The sequence below is a fragment of the Halovivax sp. genome (assembly GCA_007119345.1).
Taxonomy (GTDB): domain Archaea; phylum Halobacteriota; class Halobacteria; order Halobacteriales; family Natrialbaceae; genus Halovivax.
Genome location: SKPV01000099.1, coordinates 1 through 19,834, shown reverse-complemented (window position 1 = coordinate 19,834; position 19,834 = coordinate 1). Strand labels below are relative to the sequence as shown.

Sequence of the window (19,834 nt, the reverse complement as noted above, 5' to 3'; positions counted from 1 at the left end):
GATGCGGCCGAGGCGGTCGCCGACGCGGAGCGGACGCTCGAACGGATCGAGGGGGAGCTGGTCGCGGCGCTCTCGGCGTGGTCGGCGGCGCCGGATCTCGCCGTCGGGGAGTCGGCGCGCGTCGCGGCCGCCGCGGCCGCGTTCGTCGAGCGCGGTGCGGAGCTTCGCGAGCACCGGGACGCGGCGCGCGAACGCGACGAACTGCGGCGGCGACTGCTGGAGCGACTGTCGACGCCGTCCGTCTCGGCGGCGTTCGAGCCCTATCGGTCGACGCGTGAGGGTGAGGCTGGCGAGAGCGGCGGGGTGCCCCGGAGCGCCGGAGGTGGCGGAGGAAGCGAGGCTGCGGGGAGCGCCGAGGGTGGCGTGGGAAGCGAGGCTGCGGGGAGCGCCGAGGGTGGCGTGGGAAGCGAGGCTGCGGGGAGCGCCGGAGGTGGCGCGATCGACGAGACGGTCGCGGCCGGTCGGGTGACAGACGGCGAGGAAGCGACCGACCGCGACGACGACGAGTGGCTCCTCGAGGCCTACGAGCGGATCCTCGACGAACTCGGGGATCCGGCCGCCGTCGACGACCGCCTCGCGGCCGTCGCGGCCGAGCGCGAGGAGCTCGAGGGTCAGCGCGAGGGGCTGGTCGAGCGACGGGTCGAGCTGGATCGGGAGCTCGCCGAGCTCGCCTCCGACGCGGACGTCCGCGAGGCCCATGCGCAGATCGAGGCCGGTCGGAAGCGCCTCGAACCGCTTGCCGAGCGGTACGCGACGGCGCGGATCGCCGAACGCCTCCTGGACGAGCTCCACGACCGGTTCGTCGAACGCACGACGGGGCCGCTGCTCGACGAGGCCGGGCAGATCCTCGAGCGGATCACCGGCGGAACGTACGCCGGGATCGAAGTGGACGACGATCGCGAGGAGCTCGACTTCCTCGCGCGGCTGGGGGACGGCTCGATCCAGCGGACGGGCGAGCTCTCGCGGGCGACGGCCGAACAGCTCTTCCTCGCGGTGCGGCTCGCGCGCATCCGGCGCCACGACGTGGCGCTACCGGTGTTGCTCGACGACTCGCTGACGAACTTCGATCCGGGCCACGCCGAGCGAACGCTCGAGGCGGTGGCCGAGCTCGCCGACGGGTGTCAGGTGTTCGTGCTCACCTGCCACCCGGCCATGCTCGATCGGATCGAGCCGCGGGTCGACGCGGACTACTGGTACCTCGAGGACGGGCGGTTCGACGGACCGTACGAGTCCGCGGACCCGGCTCGAGCGCTGTTGACCGGCGAGGACGGACGCGGAAGCCGCTCGCCCGGGTGGACCGGCGGCGGCGGTCGGTAACTCGCGAGCGGATGCTGCCGCGTCGTCGGCTACCCGCCCTTGCGGTGACGTGAGCCGTCTGATCGAGACGGCTTCCGACGGCATCAGGAAGGTGGTGATCGCCCGTCGGGGCGGTCCGCGAGCGCCGGACCAGTCCTCGAGGAGTCGCTCGTCGGCGTCGGATCAGTCCTCGAGGAGTCGCTCGTCGGCGCCGGATCAGTCCTCGAGGAGTCGGCCGCCGCTACCCGAGGACCCACCCCGGCGTCCAGTTCGGGCGTCGTCGGCGGTCCGGCCCGCGAGAACCCCGCCGAGTCCCCCCGGGCCGTGTCGGTGGACCGTCGCCACCATGTTCGCGACGAACAGACAGAAGCCGACGGTGGCGAGGGCGCCCGCCCCGGCGACGATCGCGGGCGAGAGTCCCGCGAGCTCGCCGATGGCCAGCCCGGTCACGCCCAGTCCCGTGGCCGCGAGGTCCGCCCGCTCGATCCGGCGGTCGTAGAGGTCGTCGATCATCGGCACCGGTTCGAGGCCGACGCGGTCGCTGTAGCGCTCCATCCAGACGATGAACGGGACGATGTGGTAGAGGGTTCCGACGACGACGAAGCCGAAGACGCCGACGACGAGCAGCGTGGTGCCGTCCGGGTGGCCGAGCAGCGTCGCCCGGTCGAGGGGGTCGGCCAGCCACGCGGGCGCGGCGAGGGCGATCCAGGCGAGCAGCGCGGCGGCGACGAGCCAGTACCGGTCGGTCATCGGGCTCGCGTCGACCGTCGCGGTCGCGAGCCGGCGGACGAGCGCCAGGGCGGCCGCCAGGAGGCCGACGAGCACGCCGAGCGCGCCGACGGCGGCCAGGAGTTCGAGGCCGAGTCCGCGACCGACGACGAGCAGGGCGAGCCCGGTCGGGAAGGTCGCCCACTCGAGGGTCTCCAGACGGTCCTGGAGCGCGTCGCGCTCGGCCTGCGTGAACATCGCGGCGAGCTGGGCGATCGCGCCGACGATCGTCGCGGTGATCCCGCCGAAGACCGCCAGCGTCGCGTGGACGGCGAGGACCTCCCCGCGGGCGACCGGCAGGTCGCCGTAGACCGGCGACGCGAAGTCGACGGCGAGCGAGAACCCGAGCGGGGCGAGGAGCGCGAACGAGACGAGCGCCAGCGCGAAGTGTCGCTCCGTGTAGTCGAGCGGGCGCGCTCCCCACAGCGTGCGCCCGACGTTGTAGACGAAGAGCCAGAAGCCGGCGAGCATCAGCGCCGCGACGATCGGGAGCGCCCAGAGCGCGAGCGCGCCCAGCGCGGCGACGAAGCCGAGGAGGCCGCCGGCGACGAGCCAGAGCTGGGCGACCGCCAGCCGGCGGGAGTGCAGCGAGACGCCGGACCAGACGGGGACGAACTGTGTCATCGCCCCCATGATCGTCAGGCAGATCCAGCCGACGAGCGTGACGTGGACGTGGGCGGCCCCGTCGAGGCCCGGGAGCGTCGCGACCGACGCGACCGTTCCGCCGACCACGCCGACGACGAGAAACCCCATCCCGACGAGAAAGTGCTGAAACGGGACCGTCATCGGCGGTCCCCGGTCGGTGTCGAGGCCGCCCGGTATCCGGTTCATATCCGAAGGGCCGGTCGCGACGGTCGTGGCGTTGGCTCCGAACGGGTTCGGCCGGAAACGTTCGGCGCTCCGGGGCGTGGATTCGATCATGTCGACGCGCGATACGGGAGGTCGTCCGAGTACGGAGTCGCCAGCCGAGACCACGGTCGAGGTGCGCGCCACCGGCCACGTTCGCGACGCCATCGGCACCCACGAACTCGAGTACGCCTTCGAGGGGTCGACGCTCGCCGACTTCCTCGACGCGTTCCTCGCCGAGTACGACGTCGCGGACCTGCTGCTCGCCGAGACCGAGGCCGAAGCGACCGCTCGCGGCTGGGCGCCGGCTCCCGACGAGCTCCCGGGAACCTGGCGGAAGAACCCCGAGGGGGAGCAGACGCGTCCCTACGCCCGGATCTGCGTCAACGGTCGGTTCAACGAGCACCTCGGCGGGTTCGACGCCGAACTCGCGGACGGCGACCGCGTCGCGCTCATGAAGCCGTTCGTGTTCTGCGTGTAGCGAAGCCCGAACGAGCCGCTCGCGGTCCGAATCGATTCGGCGATAGCGGGAGGCGGGTTCGGACGCGAGCGTCGTCCATGAGCGAGCACACCGCCGACGCGCGGGGGACCGCGAGCGACCGCGTCGCCGACGGACGACCGACCGAGGGCGACCGCTTCGAGGATGGACGCGGGAGTGCGGGCGACCGACCCGCCGACGGCCGGAAGACCGAGGGCGACCGACCCGCCGACGGCCGGGAGCCGGTGACGCGCCGGGTCCACGAGAACTCCTGGTCGGCGAACCTCGAGGAGCCCCGCCACGCCGACGATCGCGAGCTGCTCGTCGACGAGGCGATCGACGCCGTCGAGGCCACCGCGCCCGGCTACCACGTCAACCTCGTCACCCACGGCGCGCACGGCCACCCGCGCGAGTACCTCTGGCCCGCCCTCGAGGAGCACGCGACTCGCGCCGGCGAATCGATCGAGTGGACGTACGTCGACCGGTGCGGCTGCGGGGGCCACGTGACGCGCGTTCACGTGGGCTGATCGGGTGGCCAAGGGTGCTGGCGGTCCGGGAAATTGCGGGTGCCGGCGATCCCACCGTCCGAGGGGCTCGCCGGTCCGCCCCGCCGCCCGGTCAAAGCGCCCTTGAACTCCGTAAACGCCTCGTTCGAAGCGCGGGCCGGCATCGGGTTTCCGGCACCGCCGCGGCGCCCGCCGCCGGCGCGGACGGCCCGGCGCTCCGTCACCGCGAACCATCCGATGGATTTTTGAGATGTCTCGTGATCCGAACGGACATGTCGAAATACTGGGGAACGAGCGTGGGAGCGGTACTGGCGGGACTGCTCGCGGGGGCCCTCCTCGCCGAGGGTGCGTCGACGGTCGCGGTGTCGCTCGGGTTGTCGCCGTTGGCCAAGTGGATCCTCGCGGTGTGCCTGTTCGTCGTCGGATTTTTCGCCGTGATGTACGCGTTCTACGCGGTGGTCTTCGGCGGGAACTCCCACCGCGCCGAGCCGACCTGAACGCGGGGTGAGGACGGCCGAGCCGACGTGAACGCGGGGTGAGGACGGCCGGGGTCGATCCGGGTCCGCCCGCGCGACGCGTCGACGTCGCTCAGTCCGCCGCGCCGCCCGCGACGGGGCCGTCCGCCGCGAGCTCCTCCTCGCGGAGGTAACACTGCGGATCGGGGGCGAAGAGGTCGTCTTCGACCGCGAGCGCTCGCAGCCGCGAGCCGCCCCGGCAGATCGACCGGTACCGACAGTCGGCGCACTTGCCCGTCAGGTGCTCCTCGCGGTTTCGAAGGGCCGCGAGGATGGGATTGGACTCGTCGTCCCAGATTTCGCCGAAGGGGCGGTCCTTGACGTTCCCCAGGCTGTAGCCCTGCCAGAACTGCGTCGCGTGGACGTTCCCCTCGTAGTCGACGTCGGCGATCCGCTCGCCGGTGGGGTCGCCGCCGTTGCGCTCCAGGTACTCGTAGACCCGGCGGGCGCGGGCCTCGCCGAAGCGCTCGCGGGCGTACTCGACGAGGAACGCGGCGTCGGCGTAGTTGCCCACCAGTAGGGTCTCGATCTCCTCGCCGCGGTCGTGGTACTCGAGCGTGAGGTCGCACAGGCGGGAGACGGCGGCTCGCTTCTCCGCGGGCGAGAGGTCGAGGTCGACGATGTCGGCCCCGCGGCCGCCGTAGTCGAGGTGGTAGAAGCAAAAGCGGTCGAGACCGACGTCGACGAGCAGGTCCACGACGTCCTCGAGGTCCGGCTCGTTCGCCGCCGTGATCGTGTACCGGAGGCCGGTCTTCAGCCCGACGTCGAGGCAGTGTTCGATGCCGCGGACGGCGGCGTCGAAGGCGCCCTCCTGGCCGCGGAAGTCGTCGTTGCGCGCCGGGAGGCCGTCGACGGAAATGCCGGCGTACCGGAGGCCGGCGTCCCGGAGGGCGATCGCGCGCTCGCGGGTGATCAGCGTCCCGTTCGTCGAGAGGACGGGCCGGAGCCCGACGTCGGCGGCGTAGGCGACCAGTTCCGCCAGGTCGTCGCGCACCAGCGGCTCGCCGCCCGAGAAGAGGACGACCGGGACGTCGTAGTCGGCGAGCTGGTCGAGGAACCGCTTCCCCGCCGCGGTCGAGAACTCGCCGGCCGAGGGGTCGAGGTCTGCGCCCGCGTAGCAGTGCGCACAGTAGAGGTTGCACTGGCGCGTGGCGTTCCAGACGACGACCGGTCGGCGCTGCTTGCGCTCCGTGATCTGGGGCTTTTTCGACTCGCCCGCCGCGTCGTACCTGAGCCCGTCGCCCTCCGCGTCGAGATCGCACAACAGCTTGCTGATCGAGATCACGCGTCGTTCACCCGCGGCGTTCCCTCGGTCTCCTCGTAGACGCGGGGTTCCTCGTTCTCGGCGGCCGTGCGCTCGTCGCTTCCGTCGGCGCGCTGGTCACCGTCGAGCGGCCGGGAGGAAAAGCGCGCCACCTCGCTCGCCGGACAGCACCAGACGTCGACCGCGTACCAGCCGAACAGTCGGGTGGCGTGCTCGTGGGCCGACGCCGCGTCGCCCGCGGTGACGCTGCCGACGTGGCGAAGCGGGTCGGTCTCGGCCTCGCGGACGAAGACCTCCCACTGGGGCAGCGGCGTCCCGCGATCCCCGCTCTCGACTCGCGACCGTCGTTCCTGTTCGACCATGGGTTTGCTACCTGCTCGACCGTCGTCGCGCTTGAGCCGAATACCTTCGAGCCCGTTCCCGGGCCCTGGGAACGGCGAGGAGCTATAGGACTCCGCGGCCGCTACGGTCGAGCATCCATGTTCGGCGCCAGCTTCGACACGGCGGACCGACCGCTCGTCCTGATCTGGGAGCTCACCCAGGCCTGCCACCTCGCCTGCGAGCACTGTCGCGCCGACGCGATCGAGCGGCGCCACCCGGCGGAACTCACCACGGCGGAGGGGAAGGCGCTGCTCGACGACGCGGCCGCCTTCGGCGACGGCCAGCTCGTCGTCCTCTCCGGCGGCGACCCGCTGGTCCGCGACGACGTCGAGGAGCTGGTCGCCCACGGCACCGAGCGGGGCCTCCGGATGACGATCACGCCCAGCGGAACCCGGTCGCTCACCGACGAGCGCATCCGGGGGCTGGCCGACGCGGGGATCCGCCGGATGGCGGTGAGCCTCGACGGCGCCTCGGCCGAAACGCACGACGCCTTCCGCGGCGTCTCGGGCAGCTTCGAGGAGACGATCCGGGCGGCCGAGGACGCGAGGGCCGCCGGCATCCCGATCCAGGTGAACACCACGGTCTGCGCCCAGACCGTCGACGAGCTCCCGGCGATCCGCGAGCTGCTCGAAGCGCTCGGCGTCGTCATGTGGAGCGTCTTCTTTCTCGTTCCGATCGGCCGCGGACGGGTGCTCGATCCCATCTCGCCGGAGCGGGCTGAATCGGTGATGGCGTGGCTCCACGACGTGCGTCGCGAGTCGACGTTCGGGCTGAAGACGACCGAGGCGCCGATGTACCGGCGGGTGGTCGCCCAGCGCGAGGCCGCGAAATCGGGGGCGGACGGGGAGGGCGAGGCCGGAGGACAGCGGCCGAACGGCTCGTCCGGAGGCGGTCCGCCGGGCGACGACTCCTCCGACGGCGGCCCGCCGCCCGGCGTCCGTCGCCGCGGCGGCATCGTCGCCGGCGACGGCTTCTGCTTCGTCAGCCACACGGGCGAGGTCTACCCGTCGGGCTTCCTGCCGGAGTCCGCGGGCAACGTCCGGGAGAAACCGGTCACAGAGGTCTACCGCGAGAGCGACCTGTTCCGGTCCCTGCGCGATCGCGATCGCCTCCGGGGCAAGTGCGGCGCCTGCGAGTTCCGCGCGCTCTGTGGCGGCAGCCGGTCGCGGGCGTACGCCACGACCGGCGACCCCCTCGAGAGCGACCCGCTCTGTCCGTACGTCCCCGAGGGCTACGACGGGCCGATGCCGTGGGACGAGGAGGGGGATCGAGGAGCGGCGACGGCGGACGACTGAGTCGGTTCGGCCTCGCGCGATCTCCTCGCCGGCGTCGCGGGGAACGCGTTGCGTTCGTTGTCGGAGCACTTCGTGCGAGCGGAGCGTTCTGCCCGAGAGGGTCTCGAGCGTCGCGGACCCCCTGAACGATTAATGCGTGCCACCGCGTACCGGGGGCATGGATTCGACACCCGACGACATCGAATTTCTCGTCGCATCGGACCACCGCGTTGGCACACTCGACGCGCTGGCCTCGGGGCCGCGCGACCGCGACGAGTTGCGATCCGCGACGGGTGCTTCGTCGCCGACCATGAGCCGGATACTCACGGACTTCGAGGAGCGCAACTGGCTCGAGCGGGAGGGCCGGACGTACCGGCTGACCGGTCTGGGCGAGTTCGTCGCCGATCGACTGGCGGAGTTCGTGGACGCGATGACGATCGAGCGGCAACTCCGAGACGTCTGGCGCTGGTTACCACACGAATTCGACGGGTTCAGCGTGGAGCTATTTTCGGACGTAGACGTCACGTACCCGGGCCCCGGCTATCCCGACCGACCGACCGAACGGCGACTCGAGTTAATCGGGGAGACTGCGAGGTGGCGTGGATTCGGCGTGGCGATGTTGGGGTTACGGACGCTGGAAACCTCGTTCGATCGGTTCCTCGACCAGCAAGACGAGTTCCGGTGTGAGTACATCTATCCGCCGGAAGTGTTCGAGGAACTCCTGTCGTGGGGAGACACTGAAACGATCGTGGAGGCTGCCGACAGCGACAGCTACACCGTCTTGCTGCACGAGGACCTTCCGACCGACGACCGGTACGAAATCTGTCTCTTCGACGATCGGGTGACCATCTGCTGTTACGATCACGAGAAGGGTGGATTACAGGCGCTCGTCGAGACGACCAGTCCCGACGTGCGAACGTGGGCGGAGTCGTACTACGAACGGTTCCGCAATGAGGCCCAGCATCTCGGAGACGCGTACGAACGCGGTTCGCTGCCGTCGTTAGATTGACTCCTCGACGCCGGCGGGACGACTCCGTCCGGGCCGTCGAGGACGGAATCCGGGACTACGTGGACGACGTGGGGGTCGTGTTCCCCCACGAGGTATCCGTCGTCACCGCGCGGCGATAACCCCGGTTAGTGAAACGCCGTCCGGGGACCAGGCATTGTACTACGGGTCAATCCACCCGAAATGGCTCGTACAGGGTGAGAGCAACGATGAACCCGTAGTGTGAGGTACTCGCGTCGAGTTCTCCACCCAGTTGTCGAGTATTCGAACGCTCGTTCCATAGCTGATTGGGCCGGTTCGAGTCCGTCACGCCCCCGAGGTTTGGGTATTCTCGAACATCTCGAGTGCGGTTCAGTATCGGAACGTGGTGGTTCATCAAGTTCCTCGGACACCGTGGCCGTCGCTCCGCCTCGAGTGGTGACGGTGGATTGGCGACTACCCGTCTCTCTCCCGGGATCGTCCCCACCGGTCGTAGAACGCGACCTCCTCGAGCTGACGCCGGGTCCCACGCCTGAAGTCCTCACCTTCGAAGTACGCGACAGGGATCAACCCCGCTTGCGAGACGTCCTCGGGGATGTCGAGGAGGTCTCTCACTTCCGGTTCGGCACCGAGGTGAATCATGGTCAGCGACGATCCCAGACCGCGACTTCGGAGCGCGAGCATGAAGCTCCAGGCGGCGGGCCACACCTCCCCGTAGACCGACGACGCCGCCATGTTCCATAGGTCCGTCTCGTACTCCATGCTCGCCCACAATTCGTATTCGTCTTCGATCTGGAGGGTGGTGCACGGGATGACGTGGACCGGCACTTCGTGGAGGTGTTCGGCCAGATATTGCGACGACGCGGCGACCTTTTGGGACTGCTCGTCGTCCTCGGGGAGTTCCGATTCCATCTTCTCGACGAAGGGGGCGAGCAGCCGACGATAGACCTCGCCGAGCACCTCTCGCGTCTCGGGGTCGGTGATCACCAGCCACCGCCAGTTTTGCAGGTTGTATCCGGTTGGGGCCTGGAGCGCGATGTCGAGACACTCGTCGATCACGTCCAGCGGGACCGGCCGCTCGAGGTCGAGGCGGCGCCGAACGGCCCGCGTCGTCGTCAGCACGTGGTCGATACTTCGACGGTCGAGATCCTCGATCCTGACCGGTTCGTCGCCAGTGTGACTGTGATGTCTTGACATGGATCACTCACGGCCGAGGATTCGCCGTGAGGGAGCAGATAACTGCCGCGTGAAAGCATTTCGCGACGTGAAAGCGAAGCGAATCTCGTGTTTTCGGCGTGCCATTTGGTGACGGGTATCGTTCCCCTACGAGAGGAGTTCGTCCACGTCTTCGAGTGGTTGCGCTTCCGCTCGATATTCCTCCACGATCGATTCTCCCCACGAGTAGGCGTCCGGGTCGTCGGTGTCTACGACCGACCGTAGGCTACCCGTTTCCGGCTCGTAACAGCAGATGCTGAGGTGTTCGTCGGAGAGACAGATGCCACACCAGTCGCTGTTCGGGAGGTCGTCGTGCAGGTAGACCGAATGGTGGTCCAACCGCACGGACTGGGCGACGTCGTCCGGGTTCCACGCGAGCATCGCCTCGAACACCTCGGGGGGGTAGATCATCTCAACGTGCAACCCGTCGAACACGCTGTCGAAAAACGACTCGACCACGTTCGCCTTGAGGAGAACCATCCCGAAACCTCGGATGGTTTCGGCCTCCTCCAGCAGATGAACGTGCCGTTCTAGCGGTTTGAATGGATATCCTGGCCCGGGATACGAGATCACGGCGTCGGAGAGAAAGTCGACGGAGAATCCCTCGAGTTCGTACGGCAGCCACGGTGAAACCTCACGGAGGCGTCGCTCGACCGTCATCGCGTCCACGAACTCCGCCAGTCGGTCGGCGACGAACTCGCCCAGACCGGTCAGCCGATACGTATGTCCATCCCGTTCGATCCAGTTTCGATCCCCGAAATCGTTAAGCACTCGACCCATTGTGGGCGAAGAGGCGCCCGTCACGGCGCGCAGCTGGTCCCGGTCGCATGGACCTTCATCGAGTGTCTCGAGAACCCCGACGCGGTGGTCTGAACTGACGAGAAACTCGATATCGTCGAGTGTCGAATCCATGATCTTGGTACATTTTGCCACCCCATAATCGTTCACCGAGGTGCCGATTGATCCATCCGCCGTGGGGATCCATCTTTCGTGGGTACCGAACTCCAGATCGAATCCGTAAATTGCATCCCGGCACACACGTTCTCCATCTTCTACGAGCTGGCTACCGGGCCCGTCGTGCCATCCATCTCTCGATGACCCGCAAACGAGACGTCGAACTCCACGAATCGGCCGAATCAGCGTGGCCCCGTCGATCGATTTTCACGTCGTGAACGATTTTGCGCGGCGAAACCGTTTCAGTGGGAATTTATACCTGTTTCGCGGTCGGACCGCGTCCCATGGAAGCTGACGCAGCTACCGGAGACCAGTTCGACGAGTTCGAATCGGACTTTCTCGGTGACCTGGTCCGACCGGGAGACCCCGACTACGACGAGGCTCGCGGCGTCTGGAACGGCATGATCGACGAACGTCCCGCGGTGATCGCCCGCTGCCGGGACGTCGCCGACGTCATGGGCGCGGTCGAGTTCGCCCGCGAGCGGGACCTGCTCGTCGCCGTCCGGGGCGGCGGACACAACGCCGCGGGCCTCGGAACGTGCGAGGACGGGATCGTCATCGACCTCTCGCCGATGAACTGGGTCGACGTCGATCCCGACACCCGGCGGGTACGCGTCGGCGCGGGGGCCACCTGGCGGGACGTCGATCACGCGACGCAGGCGTTCGGACTCGCGGTGCCGGGCGGGGTCGTCTCGCACACGGGAGTCGCGGGGCTGACCCTCGGCGGCGGGTACGGCCACCTCCGACGAGCGTACGGGCTGACCTGCGACAACCTCGTCTCGGTCGATCTGGTCGCGGCCGACGGCCGCGTCCTGACCGCCAGCGAGGACGAGCACGCGGACCTCTTCTGGGCGGTCCGCGGGGGCGGCGGCGCCTACGGCATCGTGACCGCCTTCGAGTTCGAGGCCCGTTCGATCGGAACCGAGGTGGCCACGGTGGAGACGTGGCACCCGATCGAGGACGCGACGGCCGCCTTCGAGACCTGGCGCGACTTCGTCGAGTCCGCGCCGCGAACGGTCAGCGGGGAGGCGATCGTCTGGGGGGTGCCCGAGGACCCACACTTCCCGGCGGAGTATCACGACCAGCCGGTCGCCATCATCACCGCCGTCCACGCCGGCGACCCCGAGGAGGGTGAGGAACTCCTCCGGCCGCTTCGGGAGTTCGGCTCGCCGCTGTTCGACTTCAGCGGCCGGACCCGATACCTCAAGCTCCAGCAGGGGTTCGACCCGTTCTTCCCGGCAGGCGAGCACCGGTACTACCAGGGGTCGGTCTACCTCGATTCGCTGGACGACGAGGTCATCGCCGACATCCTCGACCGGGCGGAGACGCGGCCGGACCCCCGAGTGCTCTACTACGTGTGGAACCTCGGCGGGGCGATCGCCGACGTCCCGGAGCACGCCACGGCGTTCAGCGGCCGAGAGCACCCGTATCTCCTCGCCATCGACGGGAAGTGGGACGATCCCGCGGCGGACGACGCGGTGCTCGACTGGGCGCGTTCCTTCAAGCGGGACCTGCGGGCCCACTCTCCGGGCGACGAGTATCGAAACTTCCCCGGAGCGGCCGAGGCGGACGACGTCGAACCCCGGGAGTCGTCCGGGCGCGACGAGACGGTCGAGCGGTTGGTCGAGTTGAAGGACGAATACGACCCGACGAACCTGTTCAGCCGCAACCACGGCGTCGCGCCGTCCGAAGCGGCACGGACTGACGGAGGGGCTGGCGATGCGTGAGCCCGGCCACCGCGGACCATCCGGGCCACAGCGGGCCCGGTACGGTCACGGCGTCTACCCGGGATACGACGAGTTGGTTCGCGCGGCCGAAGCCACCGTCAGGAGGTATTCACCGGCGGAAGCGATCGACGTGGCCGGCGAACCCGGGGTTCTCTTCGTCGACGTCCGCGACGCCGTCGAGCTGTTGGAAGGGGTGATCTCCGGAGCCACCCACGCGTCCAGGGGACGGCTCGAGGCCCATCTGGATCCCAACAATTCACGCTACGTGAGCGAACTCGATGACGCAGCCGAGATCGTCTTCTACTGTGCGAGTGGTGCGCGTTCGGCCCTCGCTGCCAGGCGGGCGCAGGAACTGGGTTACGACCGCGTCCGGTACCTCGATGGTGGGATCACCGCGTGGACGGACGCTGGTGGACAGCGTCAAGTGATCTCAAATAGTCGGTGAGACGGATGTTCCCCGAACGCATCGAGACGGAACGACTCAGATTCGACCGAATCTCCCGCGACACCGTCGACGTCTTCGAGCTTCACGAACTCTACGCCGATGGAGACGACGCGGCGGAGCTGTTCGAGTACTGGGACTCGCCGCCGCACGCGACGGTGAAAGAGACCGACGACTACGTCGACGAAGCCGAGAAATTGTGGGACGACGCCGAGGGCGCGAAGTACGTGATCCGACCGACCGAGGGAGAAGACGGGGCGGGCGTCATCGCCGGTACGACGGGACTGTACCCGGACTGGGAAAAGCGATCTGCGAACCTCGGCATCCTCCTCGACGAGCGATTCTGGGGTCGGGGATACTCCGGTGAACGAGCCGACGCGATGCTCGCCGTCGCGTTCGACCGACTCGATCTCGAACTCGTCGTGGCCGCCCACATCGACGGGAACGAGAAGTCTCGACGGGCGATCGAGAAGTACGTCGACCGGTACGGCGGCCGGTACGAGGGCCTGCTGGGCAACTGGCTGCCCGTGGCCGATACCGTCGTCGACGTGCACAGATTCACGATTTCACGGGACGCGTACGTCGAGACAACCGAGTGATACGCACTTCACCCGTGCGAGGACCGTCGATCGTACTGATCGATTCCGCTCTCGCTCGATCTCCGTTCCACGGTTCACGACACCCGTCAGGACGAAAGTCGCACTTCACCGATGCGCGGGGGTACGCGCTCGAGATGCCCCGGGTGCAGGAACGCCAGAGACGGGACTTTCGAACCGAGGCGGTCGTTACTCGTCGAACGCCGGCAACCGCGCCATCGAGAGCCAGAACTCCTCGATCGTCCGAATCGTCTCCATGTACTCGTCGGGATCGACCGGCTTCGTGACGACCGCGTTCGCCGCGAGCCGGTAGGATCGAACGGCGTCGGCGTCCGCCCGCGATCCGGTGAGAACGACGACGGGGAGGGATCGAAGGTCGGGATCGGCGTGCAACGCCGCGAGGACCTCCTCCCCGCTCCGCCCGGGAAGACCCTGGTCGAGGAGGACCAGATCCGGCCGCGGCGCGTCGGCGTGCTCGCCGCGTCGCGCGCAGAAATCGAGCGCGCCGCGGCCGTCCTCGACGACGTGCAACCGGTGGGAGGCGACGCCGTCTTCGAACGCCTCGCGAACGAGCCTGACGTCGCCGGGGTTGTCCTCGACGAGGAGCACGTCGGCCGCGTCGGTTCCTCGGGGGTCGGTCGGGCCGCCCCCTCGCGGATCACCCATCGCGCCCACCCGCGGCCGGAAGGGTGAACGAGAACGTCGTCCCCTCCCCCGGTTCGGAGTCGACCCGGATCTCGCCGCCGTGGCGCTCGACGATCCGCTCGCAGAGGGCGAGCCCGATCCCCGTCCCGTCGTGTTCGCCGCGCGCGTGCAGGCGCTGGAACACGTCGAAGATCCGCACCTGGTCGTCCGGATCGATGCCGATCCCCTCGTCGCTGACCGAGATAACCCACTCGTCTCCCGCCCGTTCGGCCGCGACGGAGATGCGGGGCGGCTCGTCACCGCTGTACTCGATCGCGTTGTCCAGCAGGTTCTGGAACACCTGGTGTAACTGGCCGGCGTCGCCCACGATCCTGGGCAGCGGTTCGGCGGCGATCTCGGCGCCGCTCTCGTCGATCCGGAGCCGGAGATCGGCGCGCACGTCGTCGAGGACGTCGTCCAGCTCGACTGGCTCCAGCGGATCCCTCCCGCTCTCGACGCGAGAGTACTCGAGCAAGCCGTCGATCATCGCGCGCATGCGCTCGGCGCCGTTCACGGCGTACTCGAAGAACTCCCGCGTCTCCGCCGAGAGCTCGTCGCCGGCTCGACGCTCGATCAGTCGCAGGTAGCTCGAGACCATCCGCAGGGGCTCCTGGAGATCGTGGGAGGCCGCGTAGGCGAACTGCTCCAGGCGCTCGTTCGACGCCTCGAGCCGCTGGATCGTCCGCTCGAGTTCCTCCCGGTAGGCCCGTCGCTCGATCGCGTCCGCGAGGATGTTGGCGACGCCCTGGACGAAGTTGACGTCCTCCTCGGTGAACGTTCGGCGCTCGGTGTCGTGCGTGCCGAGGATCCCCCACGGCTCGTCGACGGAGCCGACGATCGTGCTGACGCCGCTCACGACGTCGTGACTCGTGAGCAGGTCGGGGCCGCTGAAGCGCGTCTCCGATTCGAGATCGTCGACGACGACGGGTTCCTCGGAACGCAACGTGTGCCCCGCCTGAGAGTCCGCGTCCGCGTCGACGGTGGCGATTCCGACGATCCCGTCGTCCCAGCCGACGCCCTGGCGCAACAGGAGCTCTCGATCGTCCGGATCCAGATCGAGCACCTTGCAGTACGCGTTGTCGAGCACCGCCGCCACTTGCCGGCTCGCCTCGTCCATGAGTTCGTCGAGGTCGTTCGTTTCGAGGGCGAACTGACCGAGCTCGGCGATCGTCCGCTGTTCGCGGGCGCGGCGTTCGAGCTCCGCTTCCCGCCGATCGCGCTGGCTGACGTCGCGACCGATTCCCGCGAGCACCGGATTCCCTTCGGGGTCCTCGAGCGCCGACGCGACGAACTCGTACGGGATTCGCTCGCCGTCTTTCGTACGGAGCTGCGCTTCCACCCGCACGTCCCCGGTCTCGAACCCCCTCGCGATCGCGTCGGCGATCGTCCCCTGCTCGTCCTCGGGGAAGAAATCCAGCGCGTCCATCCCCGCGACCTCCACCTCCGAGTAGCCCGACACCTCGCAGACGCTCTCGTTCCACCGTTTGAGGGACCCGTTCGCGGTCACCACGTAGAAGACGTCGTCGATGGCGTCGAGGATGTCGTCGGTGTACGCCTGGTAGCGCTCGAGCAGCCGCTCGCGCCGGAGCAACTGCTCGCGCTCGCGACGATCGGTCATGTCCCGGGTCACCTTCGCGTACCCCTGGAGGCTCCCGTCGTCGTCGTCGCGGACGGCCGTGATCGTCACGTTCGCCCAGAACCGCGACCCGTCGGATCGAATCCGCCACCCCTCGTCCTCGACCGATCCCCCGGCGGTGGCTTCCTCGAGGTTCCGTTCCGGCACGCCGTCGTCGGCGTCGGCGTCGGTGTAGAACGTCGAGAAGTGCTCGCCCACGATCTCCTCGCGCTCGTAGCCCTTGATCCGCGCTGCGCCCTCGTTCCAGGTGACGACGCAGCCGTCGGGGTCGAGCATGAAGATGGCGTACTCCTCGACCGCTTCCACGAGCGAGCGGTATCGCTGCTCGCCCTCCAGGCGCTCGCGTTCCGATCGTTTGCGGTCGGACACGTCGTAGTAGAGCTCGACCCGGCCGCCGGCGTACCGTCCGGACTCGATCGGCTTGCTCCGGTGCTCGAGCCAGCGTTCCGCGCGGTCCTCGTCGGCGGTCACGCGACACTCGAAGCGCTCGACGTAGCTGTTGTCCTCGTAGGTCGCGAGGACGGTCTCGGCGAACTCGTCGGGATCGGCGAGCCGGTCGCGTATCGTCTCCTCGATCACCCGTCGCTTGTCCCGGCCGACGACGTCCGCGCGATCGACGCCGAAGAACCGCTCGGCGGTTTCGTCGATCCACGCGACCTCGAACGCCTCGTCCAGCAGGAAAATCCCGACGTCCGCCTCGTCGAGGACGGTCGCGATCGATCCGTCCAGCTCGCCGATCGGCGCGTCCCCCTCCGGTCGGCGGTCGCCTTCGCCGGCCTCCCGCAGCGTGGCGACGATCCCGTCGAACTCGCCGCCGCCGTCGACGATCCCGAACCGGAATTCGAGGGGAACGGCCTCGCCGTTCGCGGTCCGGGCGGTGAGGTCGATCGCGTCGTCGCCGGCCAATTTCGTCCCCCGCCGAGGGTCACGTTCCGCCCCCGCATCCCGCCGGGCGTTGCCGGTAGCCTCCGCCTCCCGCCGGTCGCGGACCGCTCGCTCGAGGCGGGCCGCGTCCTCGTCCGAGAGAACCAGCGAGACGGGCTCGCCGAGGAGCTCCGCGCGATCGTAGCCCGTCGTCTCGACCGCCGCGTCGTCGACCGCGACGAACCGACCGTCCGCGTCGATCCGGCAGACGCCGGCGTCGACCGCGTCGGCGAGCGCTCGGTACCGGCCGTCGGCCACCCCGTCGTCGCCCGACAACGCTGCGTCTCCCCCGTCGCTCATTGGGGTTCAATTGTGATTGTTCGAGTTAAATCCTCCCTCTCGGTCGTCGAATCGTCGCGCCCGTGACGACGCGCGTCCGCAACCGCTCGAGGGGCGCTCGCCGACGAACCCGCGAACCGAGTCGCGGATCGAGCGGTTGCGGACCGCCGACCGGTGCCGGCGAGACTACGGTGACGAGTCGACGTGACGCCGAACCCTCCGGCGACGGGATGGTGGGCGTTCTCGGAATCGGCGTCCGTTATCGGGGATGGCGAACGTTCTCGGAGTCGGCGTCTCGATCAGTCCTCGATGATCGCCGCCATGAGCTTCGACTGGGCGGCCGCGAGGTGCTCGGCGAACGTCGAGCCGCTGATGTCGAGTTCCGCGGCCACCTCGCCCGCGTTCGCGCCCTTGGGATAGTCGAAGTAGCCCATCCGGTGGGCGGTCTCGAGGACCTCCTGCTGGCGGTCGGTGAGGCGGGCGCGGTCGACGAGCACGAGGTCGCTCTCGCCGCCGCGCTCGCTGCGGGTGAGCTCTCGGAGGCTGACCGCGTCGAACCGGTCTTGCAGGGCGGTGACGGTGTCGGACAGCCCGTCGAGGTCCGACGCGTTGATCGAGAGGTGCAGCGCGCCGTCCTCGGCGCGCAGGGAGGAGACGGGGTTGCCCCGCTCCTCGACGACCTCGCAGACGCAGCTGTCGGACCAGTCGCGTTCGAACCGGTAGACGCGGTCGGTGTCGGTCTCCGCGACGGTCGTCAGCTCGACGCCGAGCCCGGCGTCCGTTCCCGCTTCGACGGCGACGTCGCCGGCACCGTCGGTCGCCAGTCCGAGGTCCTCCCCGTCGGCCGTCGGGTCGATCCCGGCGCCGGCGAGCTCGTCGTCCGGATCGCGGACGGTGAACTCCTCGACGACGGTCGCGGAGTCGCGCGTCGACGACCGCGAGATCGACTCGACGCTGGACCCGGTTCGATCCGCCGCGATGGCGACCGGACAGGCGCCCGGGTCGCGGACGACGATGGTTGCGTGGTATCCCGTCATAGCAACGGCTACACATTCCCCACGTATAACGGGAGACGCCGATTCCCATCCGCTGGAAATGCGGGTCACGCCGTCGTGCGGCCAGCTGCCACCGAGCGGTGGGTCGTCGCCGAGCGGTGGGTCGTCGCCGGGCGGCCTGCCGTCGCCGAGTGCCTTGCCGTCGCCGAGCGGCCCGTTGCCGTTGGCGAGCGACCTGCCGTCGACGAGCGGCTCGTTGCCACCGAGCGGCGGGCCGCCGACGAGCGGCCGTCTCCACCATCCGCCTGCGAGCGCTCGGAGACCGCCCGCTCGCAACCGCCCCGAACCGGTTCGGGGCCACCCCTACCGGGCGGCCGGTCCAACGGTCGAACGAGATGTCGACCTGCTCGCTCTGTGACCTCTCGACGCCGGACCCGCCGATCACGGGCGACGGCGTCGACGGGTCGTTCTGCTGCCGGGGTTGTCTCGAGGTCCACCGCGCGCTGGACGATCTCGAGGGGGTCGACCGGGAGGCGGTTCGGCGACGGGCCGCCGAGTCGGACGGGGAGGCTCCGACCGAGCGGGCGGTGCCCGAGGGCGCCGAGACCGCCTACCTGTCCGTCGAGGGGATGCACTGTGCGACCTGCGAGGGGTTCGTCTCCCTGCTGGGCGAGCGGGCCGAGGGCGTCCTCGCCGTGGAGGCCAGTTACGCGACCGAGACGGCGCGGGTGGTCTACGATCCGGACCTCGTCGACCCCGGGGAGCTGCCGGATCGCCTCTCGGGGTACGGCTACCGGGTCCGCGCTCGCGACGGCGACGACGAGGGCCGACGGCCCGACCACGACCTCGCCGAGCGGCTGCTGGTCGGCGGCTTCCTCACGTTCCTGATCAAGCCCTGGTACCTGTTCTACTTCTACCCCAGCTACGTCGGCATCGAGACCGGCATCCTCGACGTCGACGCGACCACGTCGCTCAGCTACTACTTCCCGCGGCTGACCATCGCGGCGTTCACGACGATCGTCCTCTGCTACACCGGGTACCCCGTCCTCAGGGGCGCCTACGTCAGCCTGCGGGTCCGCCGGCCGAACATGGACCTGCTCGTCGCGACCGCCGCGCTCTCGGCGTACGCCTACAGCACGCTCTCGCTCGCGACCGGCGGCGAGTACCTCTATTACGACGTGACGCTGGCGGTGATCATGGTGGTGAGCCTCGGGCGCTACTACGAGCGCCGGCGCCGTCGGAGCGCGACGGATCTGCTCTCCGCGGTGACCGCCGCCCGGAGTCGGGAGGCGACCCGGCGGCTTCCCGGCGGCGACGGGGAAACGGAGCGCGTCTCGGTCGAGGAGCTCGAGCCCGGCGACGAGGTGCTCGTCAAGCCCGGCGAACGCGTTCCCGTCGACGGGACGGTCCTCCAGGGGACCGCCGACGTCGACGAGTCGGTGCTCACCGGCGAGTCGCTGCCGGTGACGAAGGCGCCGGGCGACGAGGTCGTCGGCGGCGCCGTGGCGACCGACGGCGCGCTCGTGATCGCCGTCGGCGAGGCGGCCGAGAGCACCCTCGACCGCATCGCGGCGCTGCTCTGGGAGGTCCAGAGCGCCTCGCCGGGGATGCAGCGCTTCGCGGACAAGCTCGCGACGATCTTCGTCCCGCTCGTCATCGCCGTCGCGGCGCTCGTCACCGGCTACCGGCTGGCGGCCGGCGCGGCGCCCTCGGAGGCGATGCTGACCGGGCTGACGGTGCTGATCGTCTCCTGTCCCTGTGCCATGGGGCTCGCGACGCCGCTCGCGATCGCCTCGGGGCTGCGCGACGGCCTCGAGCGGGGCGTCGTGGTCACGAACTCCGCGGTGTTCGAGTCGGCGCCCGACGTCGAGACGGTCGTCTTCGACAAGACCGGCACGCTGACCGCCGGCGAGATGGCGGTGCGATCGGTCCGCGGACCCGGAGAGGCCGTGGCCGCCGCCGCGGCCGTCGAGCGACGGTCCGAGCACCCCGTGGCCGCGGCCATCACGTCGTTCGCGGCGGACGCGGCGGACGCGGGCGGTGCGGTGCTCGGCGCGACGGCGGAGGCG

18 protein-coding genes are annotated in these 19,834 nt (G+C 69.4%); 10 read left to right on the top strand and 8 right to left on the bottom strand.

Annotation, left to right across the window (positions count from 1 at the left end; translation table 11 throughout):
- Positions 1–1,317, top strand: a 1,317-nt coding sequence (locus QZT59_RS06740) for an ATP-binding protein (RefSeq protein ID WP_394348641.1), incomplete at its 5' end; no start/stop codon positions are given.
- A gap of 195 nt (positions 1,318–1,512) precedes the next feature.
- On the opposite strand, the gene QZT59_RS06735 is transcribed toward QZT59_RS06740, so the two are convergent.
- Complete coding sequence (locus tag QZT59_RS06735; RefSeq protein WP_290813234.1) at positions 1,513–2,895, bottom strand: hypothetical protein; 1,383 nt, start codon at positions 2,893–2,895, stop codon at positions 1,513–1,515.
- An 88-nt stretch (positions 2,896–2,983) separates the two neighbouring features.
- Here QZT59_RS06735 and QZT59_RS06730 point away from each other — a divergent pair, with 88 nt between their 5' ends.
- From QZT59_RS06730 to QZT59_RS06720, 3 genes are all read left to right on the top strand, one after another.
- Positions 2,984–3,391 carry a MoaD/ThiS family protein gene (locus QZT59_RS06730; protein ID WP_290813231.1) on the top strand — a complete coding sequence of 136 codons (408 nt, stop codon included), beginning with the start codon at positions 2,984–2,986 and terminating at the stop codon, positions 3,389–3,391.
- Between the two features lie 242 nt (positions 3,392–3,633).
- Positions 3,634–3,915, top strand: coding sequence for a CGCGG family rSAM-modified RiPP protein (locus tag QZT59_RS06725; protein ID WP_290813239.1), 282 nt, complete (start codon positions 3,634–3,636; stop codon positions 3,913–3,915).
- Positions 3,916–4,166: 251 nt separating this feature from the next.
- Complete coding sequence (locus tag QZT59_RS06720) at positions 4,167–4,391, top strand: hypothetical protein (RefSeq protein WP_290813228.1); 225 nt, start codon at positions 4,167–4,169, stop codon at positions 4,389–4,391.
- A 91-nt stretch (positions 4,392–4,482) separates the two neighbouring features.
- Here the strand turns inward: QZT59_RS06720 and QZT59_RS06715 are convergent, their stop codons facing one another.
- Together QZT59_RS06715 and QZT59_RS06710 are read right to left on the bottom strand one after the other, a co-directional pair.
- Positions 4,483–5,694 carry a TIGR04347 family pseudo-SAM/SPASM protein gene (locus tag QZT59_RS06715; protein WP_290813225.1) on the bottom strand — a complete coding sequence of 404 codons (1,212 nt, stop codon included), beginning with the start codon at positions 5,692–5,694 and terminating at the stop codon, positions 4,483–4,485.
- Positions 5,691–6,035, bottom strand: coding sequence for an Htur_1727 family rSAM-partnered candidate RiPP (locus tag QZT59_RS06710; protein ID WP_290813223.1), 345 nt, complete (start codon positions 6,033–6,035; stop codon positions 5,691–5,693). Before QZT59_RS06710 ends, QZT59_RS06715 begins: the two co-directional genes overlap by 4 nt.
- A 117-nt stretch (positions 6,036–6,152) precedes the next feature.
- Between QZT59_RS06710 and QZT59_RS06705 the strand changes: the two genes are divergently transcribed.
- Together QZT59_RS06705 and QZT59_RS06700 are read left to right on the top strand one after the other, a co-directional pair.
- A complete protein-coding gene (locus QZT59_RS06705; protein ID WP_290813220.1) occupies positions 6,153–7,349 on the top strand; it encodes a TIGR04053 family radical SAM/SPASM domain-containing protein in 1,197 nt (398 codons plus the stop codon).
- 157 nt (positions 7,350–7,506) lie between these two features.
- On the top strand, positions 7,507–8,337 hold the full coding sequence (locus QZT59_RS06700) for a winged helix-turn-helix domain-containing protein (protein ID WP_290813217.1): 831 nt from the start codon (positions 7,507–7,509) through the stop codon (positions 8,335–8,337).
- A gap of 432 nt (positions 8,338–8,769) precedes the next feature.
- Here QZT59_RS06700 and QZT59_RS06695 read toward each other — a convergent pair whose 3' ends face one another.
- Together QZT59_RS06695 and QZT59_RS06690 are read right to left on the bottom strand one after the other, a co-directional pair.
- Positions 8,770–9,510 carry a nitroreductase family protein gene (locus tag QZT59_RS06695; protein ID WP_290813214.1) on the bottom strand — a complete coding sequence of 247 codons (741 nt, stop codon included), beginning with the start codon at positions 9,508–9,510 and terminating at the stop codon, positions 8,770–8,772.
- Between the two features lie 126 nt (positions 9,511–9,636).
- Positions 9,637–10,440: a winged helix-turn-helix domain-containing protein gene (locus QZT59_RS06690; RefSeq protein ID WP_290813237.1), complete on the bottom strand. Its 804-nt coding sequence runs from the start codon at positions 10,438–10,440 to the stop codon at positions 9,637–9,639.
- Between the two features lie 326 nt (positions 10,441–10,766).
- Here QZT59_RS06690 and QZT59_RS06685 point away from each other — a divergent pair, with 326 nt between their 5' ends.
- From QZT59_RS06685 to QZT59_RS06675, 3 genes are read left to right on the top strand one after another with little or no spacing between them, the layout of a single operon-like run.
- Entirely contained in the window at positions 10,767–12,209 is a 1,443-nt protein-coding gene (locus tag QZT59_RS06685) for an FAD-binding oxidoreductase (protein WP_290813211.1), read from the top strand.
- Positions 12,202–12,654, top strand: coding sequence for a rhodanese-like domain-containing protein (locus QZT59_RS06680; RefSeq protein WP_290813208.1), 453 nt, complete (start codon positions 12,202–12,204; stop codon positions 12,652–12,654). The genes QZT59_RS06685 and QZT59_RS06680 overlap by 8 nt, the downstream gene beginning before the upstream one ends.
- A gap of 5 nt (positions 12,655–12,659) precedes the next feature.
- Positions 12,660–13,250, top strand: a complete 591-nt coding sequence (locus QZT59_RS06675; protein ID WP_290813205.1) for a GNAT family N-acetyltransferase — start codon at positions 12,660–12,662, stop codon at positions 13,248–13,250.
- Between the two features lie 186 nt (positions 13,251–13,436).
- Here the strand turns inward: QZT59_RS06675 and QZT59_RS06670 are convergent, their stop codons facing one another.
- From QZT59_RS06670 to QZT59_RS06660, 3 genes are all read right to left on the bottom strand, one after another.
- Positions 13,437–13,913 (bottom strand): response regulator, encoded by a 477-nt coding sequence (locus tag QZT59_RS06670; protein ID WP_290813203.1) that lies wholly within the window; start codon positions 13,911–13,913, stop codon positions 13,437–13,439.
- Positions 13,906–16,791 carry a PAS domain S-box protein gene (locus QZT59_RS06665; protein ID WP_290813200.1) on the bottom strand — a complete coding sequence of 962 codons (2,886 nt, stop codon included), beginning with the start codon at positions 16,789–16,791 and terminating at the stop codon, positions 13,906–13,908. The genes QZT59_RS06670 and QZT59_RS06665 overlap by 8 nt, the downstream gene beginning before the upstream one ends.
- 278 nt (positions 16,792–17,069) lie before the next feature.
- Positions 17,070–17,807 carry a helix-turn-helix domain-containing protein gene (locus QZT59_RS06660; protein ID WP_290813198.1) on the bottom strand — a complete coding sequence of 246 codons (738 nt, stop codon included), beginning with the start codon at positions 17,805–17,807 and terminating at the stop codon, positions 17,070–17,072.
- A 353-nt stretch (positions 17,808–18,160) separates the two neighbouring features.
- Between QZT59_RS06660 and QZT59_RS06655 the strand changes: the two genes are divergently transcribed.
- The coding region (locus tag QZT59_RS06655; protein WP_290813195.1) for a cation-translocating P-type ATPase at positions 18,161–19,834 on the top strand (1,674 nt) is incomplete at its 3' end.

Coding starts and splice junctions, on each gene's coding strand:
- QZT59_RS06735 (WP_290813234.1), bottom strand. CDS start 2,895: ATGAACCGGATACCGGGCGGCCTCGACACCGACCGGGGACCGCCGATG.
- QZT59_RS06730 (WP_290813231.1), top strand. CDS start 2,984: ATGTCGACGCGCGATACGGGAGGTCGTCCGAGTACGGAGTCGCCAGCC.
- QZT59_RS06720 (WP_290813228.1), top strand. CDS start 4,167: ATGTCGAAATACTGGGGAACGAGCGTGGGAGCGGTACTGGCGGGACTG.
- QZT59_RS06710 (WP_290813223.1), bottom strand. CDS start 6,035: ATGGTCGAACAGGAACGACGGTCGCGAGTCGAGAGCGGGGATCGCGGG.
- QZT59_RS06705 (WP_290813220.1), top strand. CDS start 6,153: ATGTTCGGCGCCAGCTTCGACACGGCGGACCGACCGCTCGTCCTGATC.
- QZT59_RS06700 (WP_290813217.1), top strand. CDS start 7,507: ATGGATTCGACACCCGACGACATCGAATTTCTCGTCGCATCGGACCAC.
- QZT59_RS06695 (WP_290813214.1), bottom strand. CDS start 9,510: ATGTCAAGACATCACAGTCACACTGGCGACGAACCGGTCAGGATCGAG.
- QZT59_RS06690 (WP_290813237.1), bottom strand. CDS start 10,440: ATGGATTCGACACTCGACGATATCGAGTTTCTCGTCAGTTCAGACCAC.
- QZT59_RS06685 (WP_290813211.1), top strand. CDS start 10,767: ATGGAAGCTGACGCAGCTACCGGAGACCAGTTCGACGAGTTCGAATCG.
- QZT59_RS06680 (WP_290813208.1), top strand. CDS start 12,202: ATGCGTGAGCCCGGCCACCGCGGACCATCCGGGCCACAGCGGGCCCGG.
- QZT59_RS06675 (WP_290813205.1), top strand. CDS start 12,660: ATGTTCCCCGAACGCATCGAGACGGAACGACTCAGATTCGACCGAATC.
- QZT59_RS06670 (WP_290813203.1), bottom strand. CDS start 13,913: ATGGGTGATCCGCGAGGGGGCGGCCCGACCGACCCCCGAGGAACCGAC.
- QZT59_RS06665 (WP_290813200.1), bottom strand. CDS start 16,791: ATGAGCGACGGGGGAGACGCAGCGTTGTCGGGCGACGACGGGGTGGCC.
- QZT59_RS06660 (WP_290813198.1), bottom strand. CDS start 17,807: ATGACGGGATACCACGCAACCATCGTCGTCCGCGACCCGGGCGCCTGT.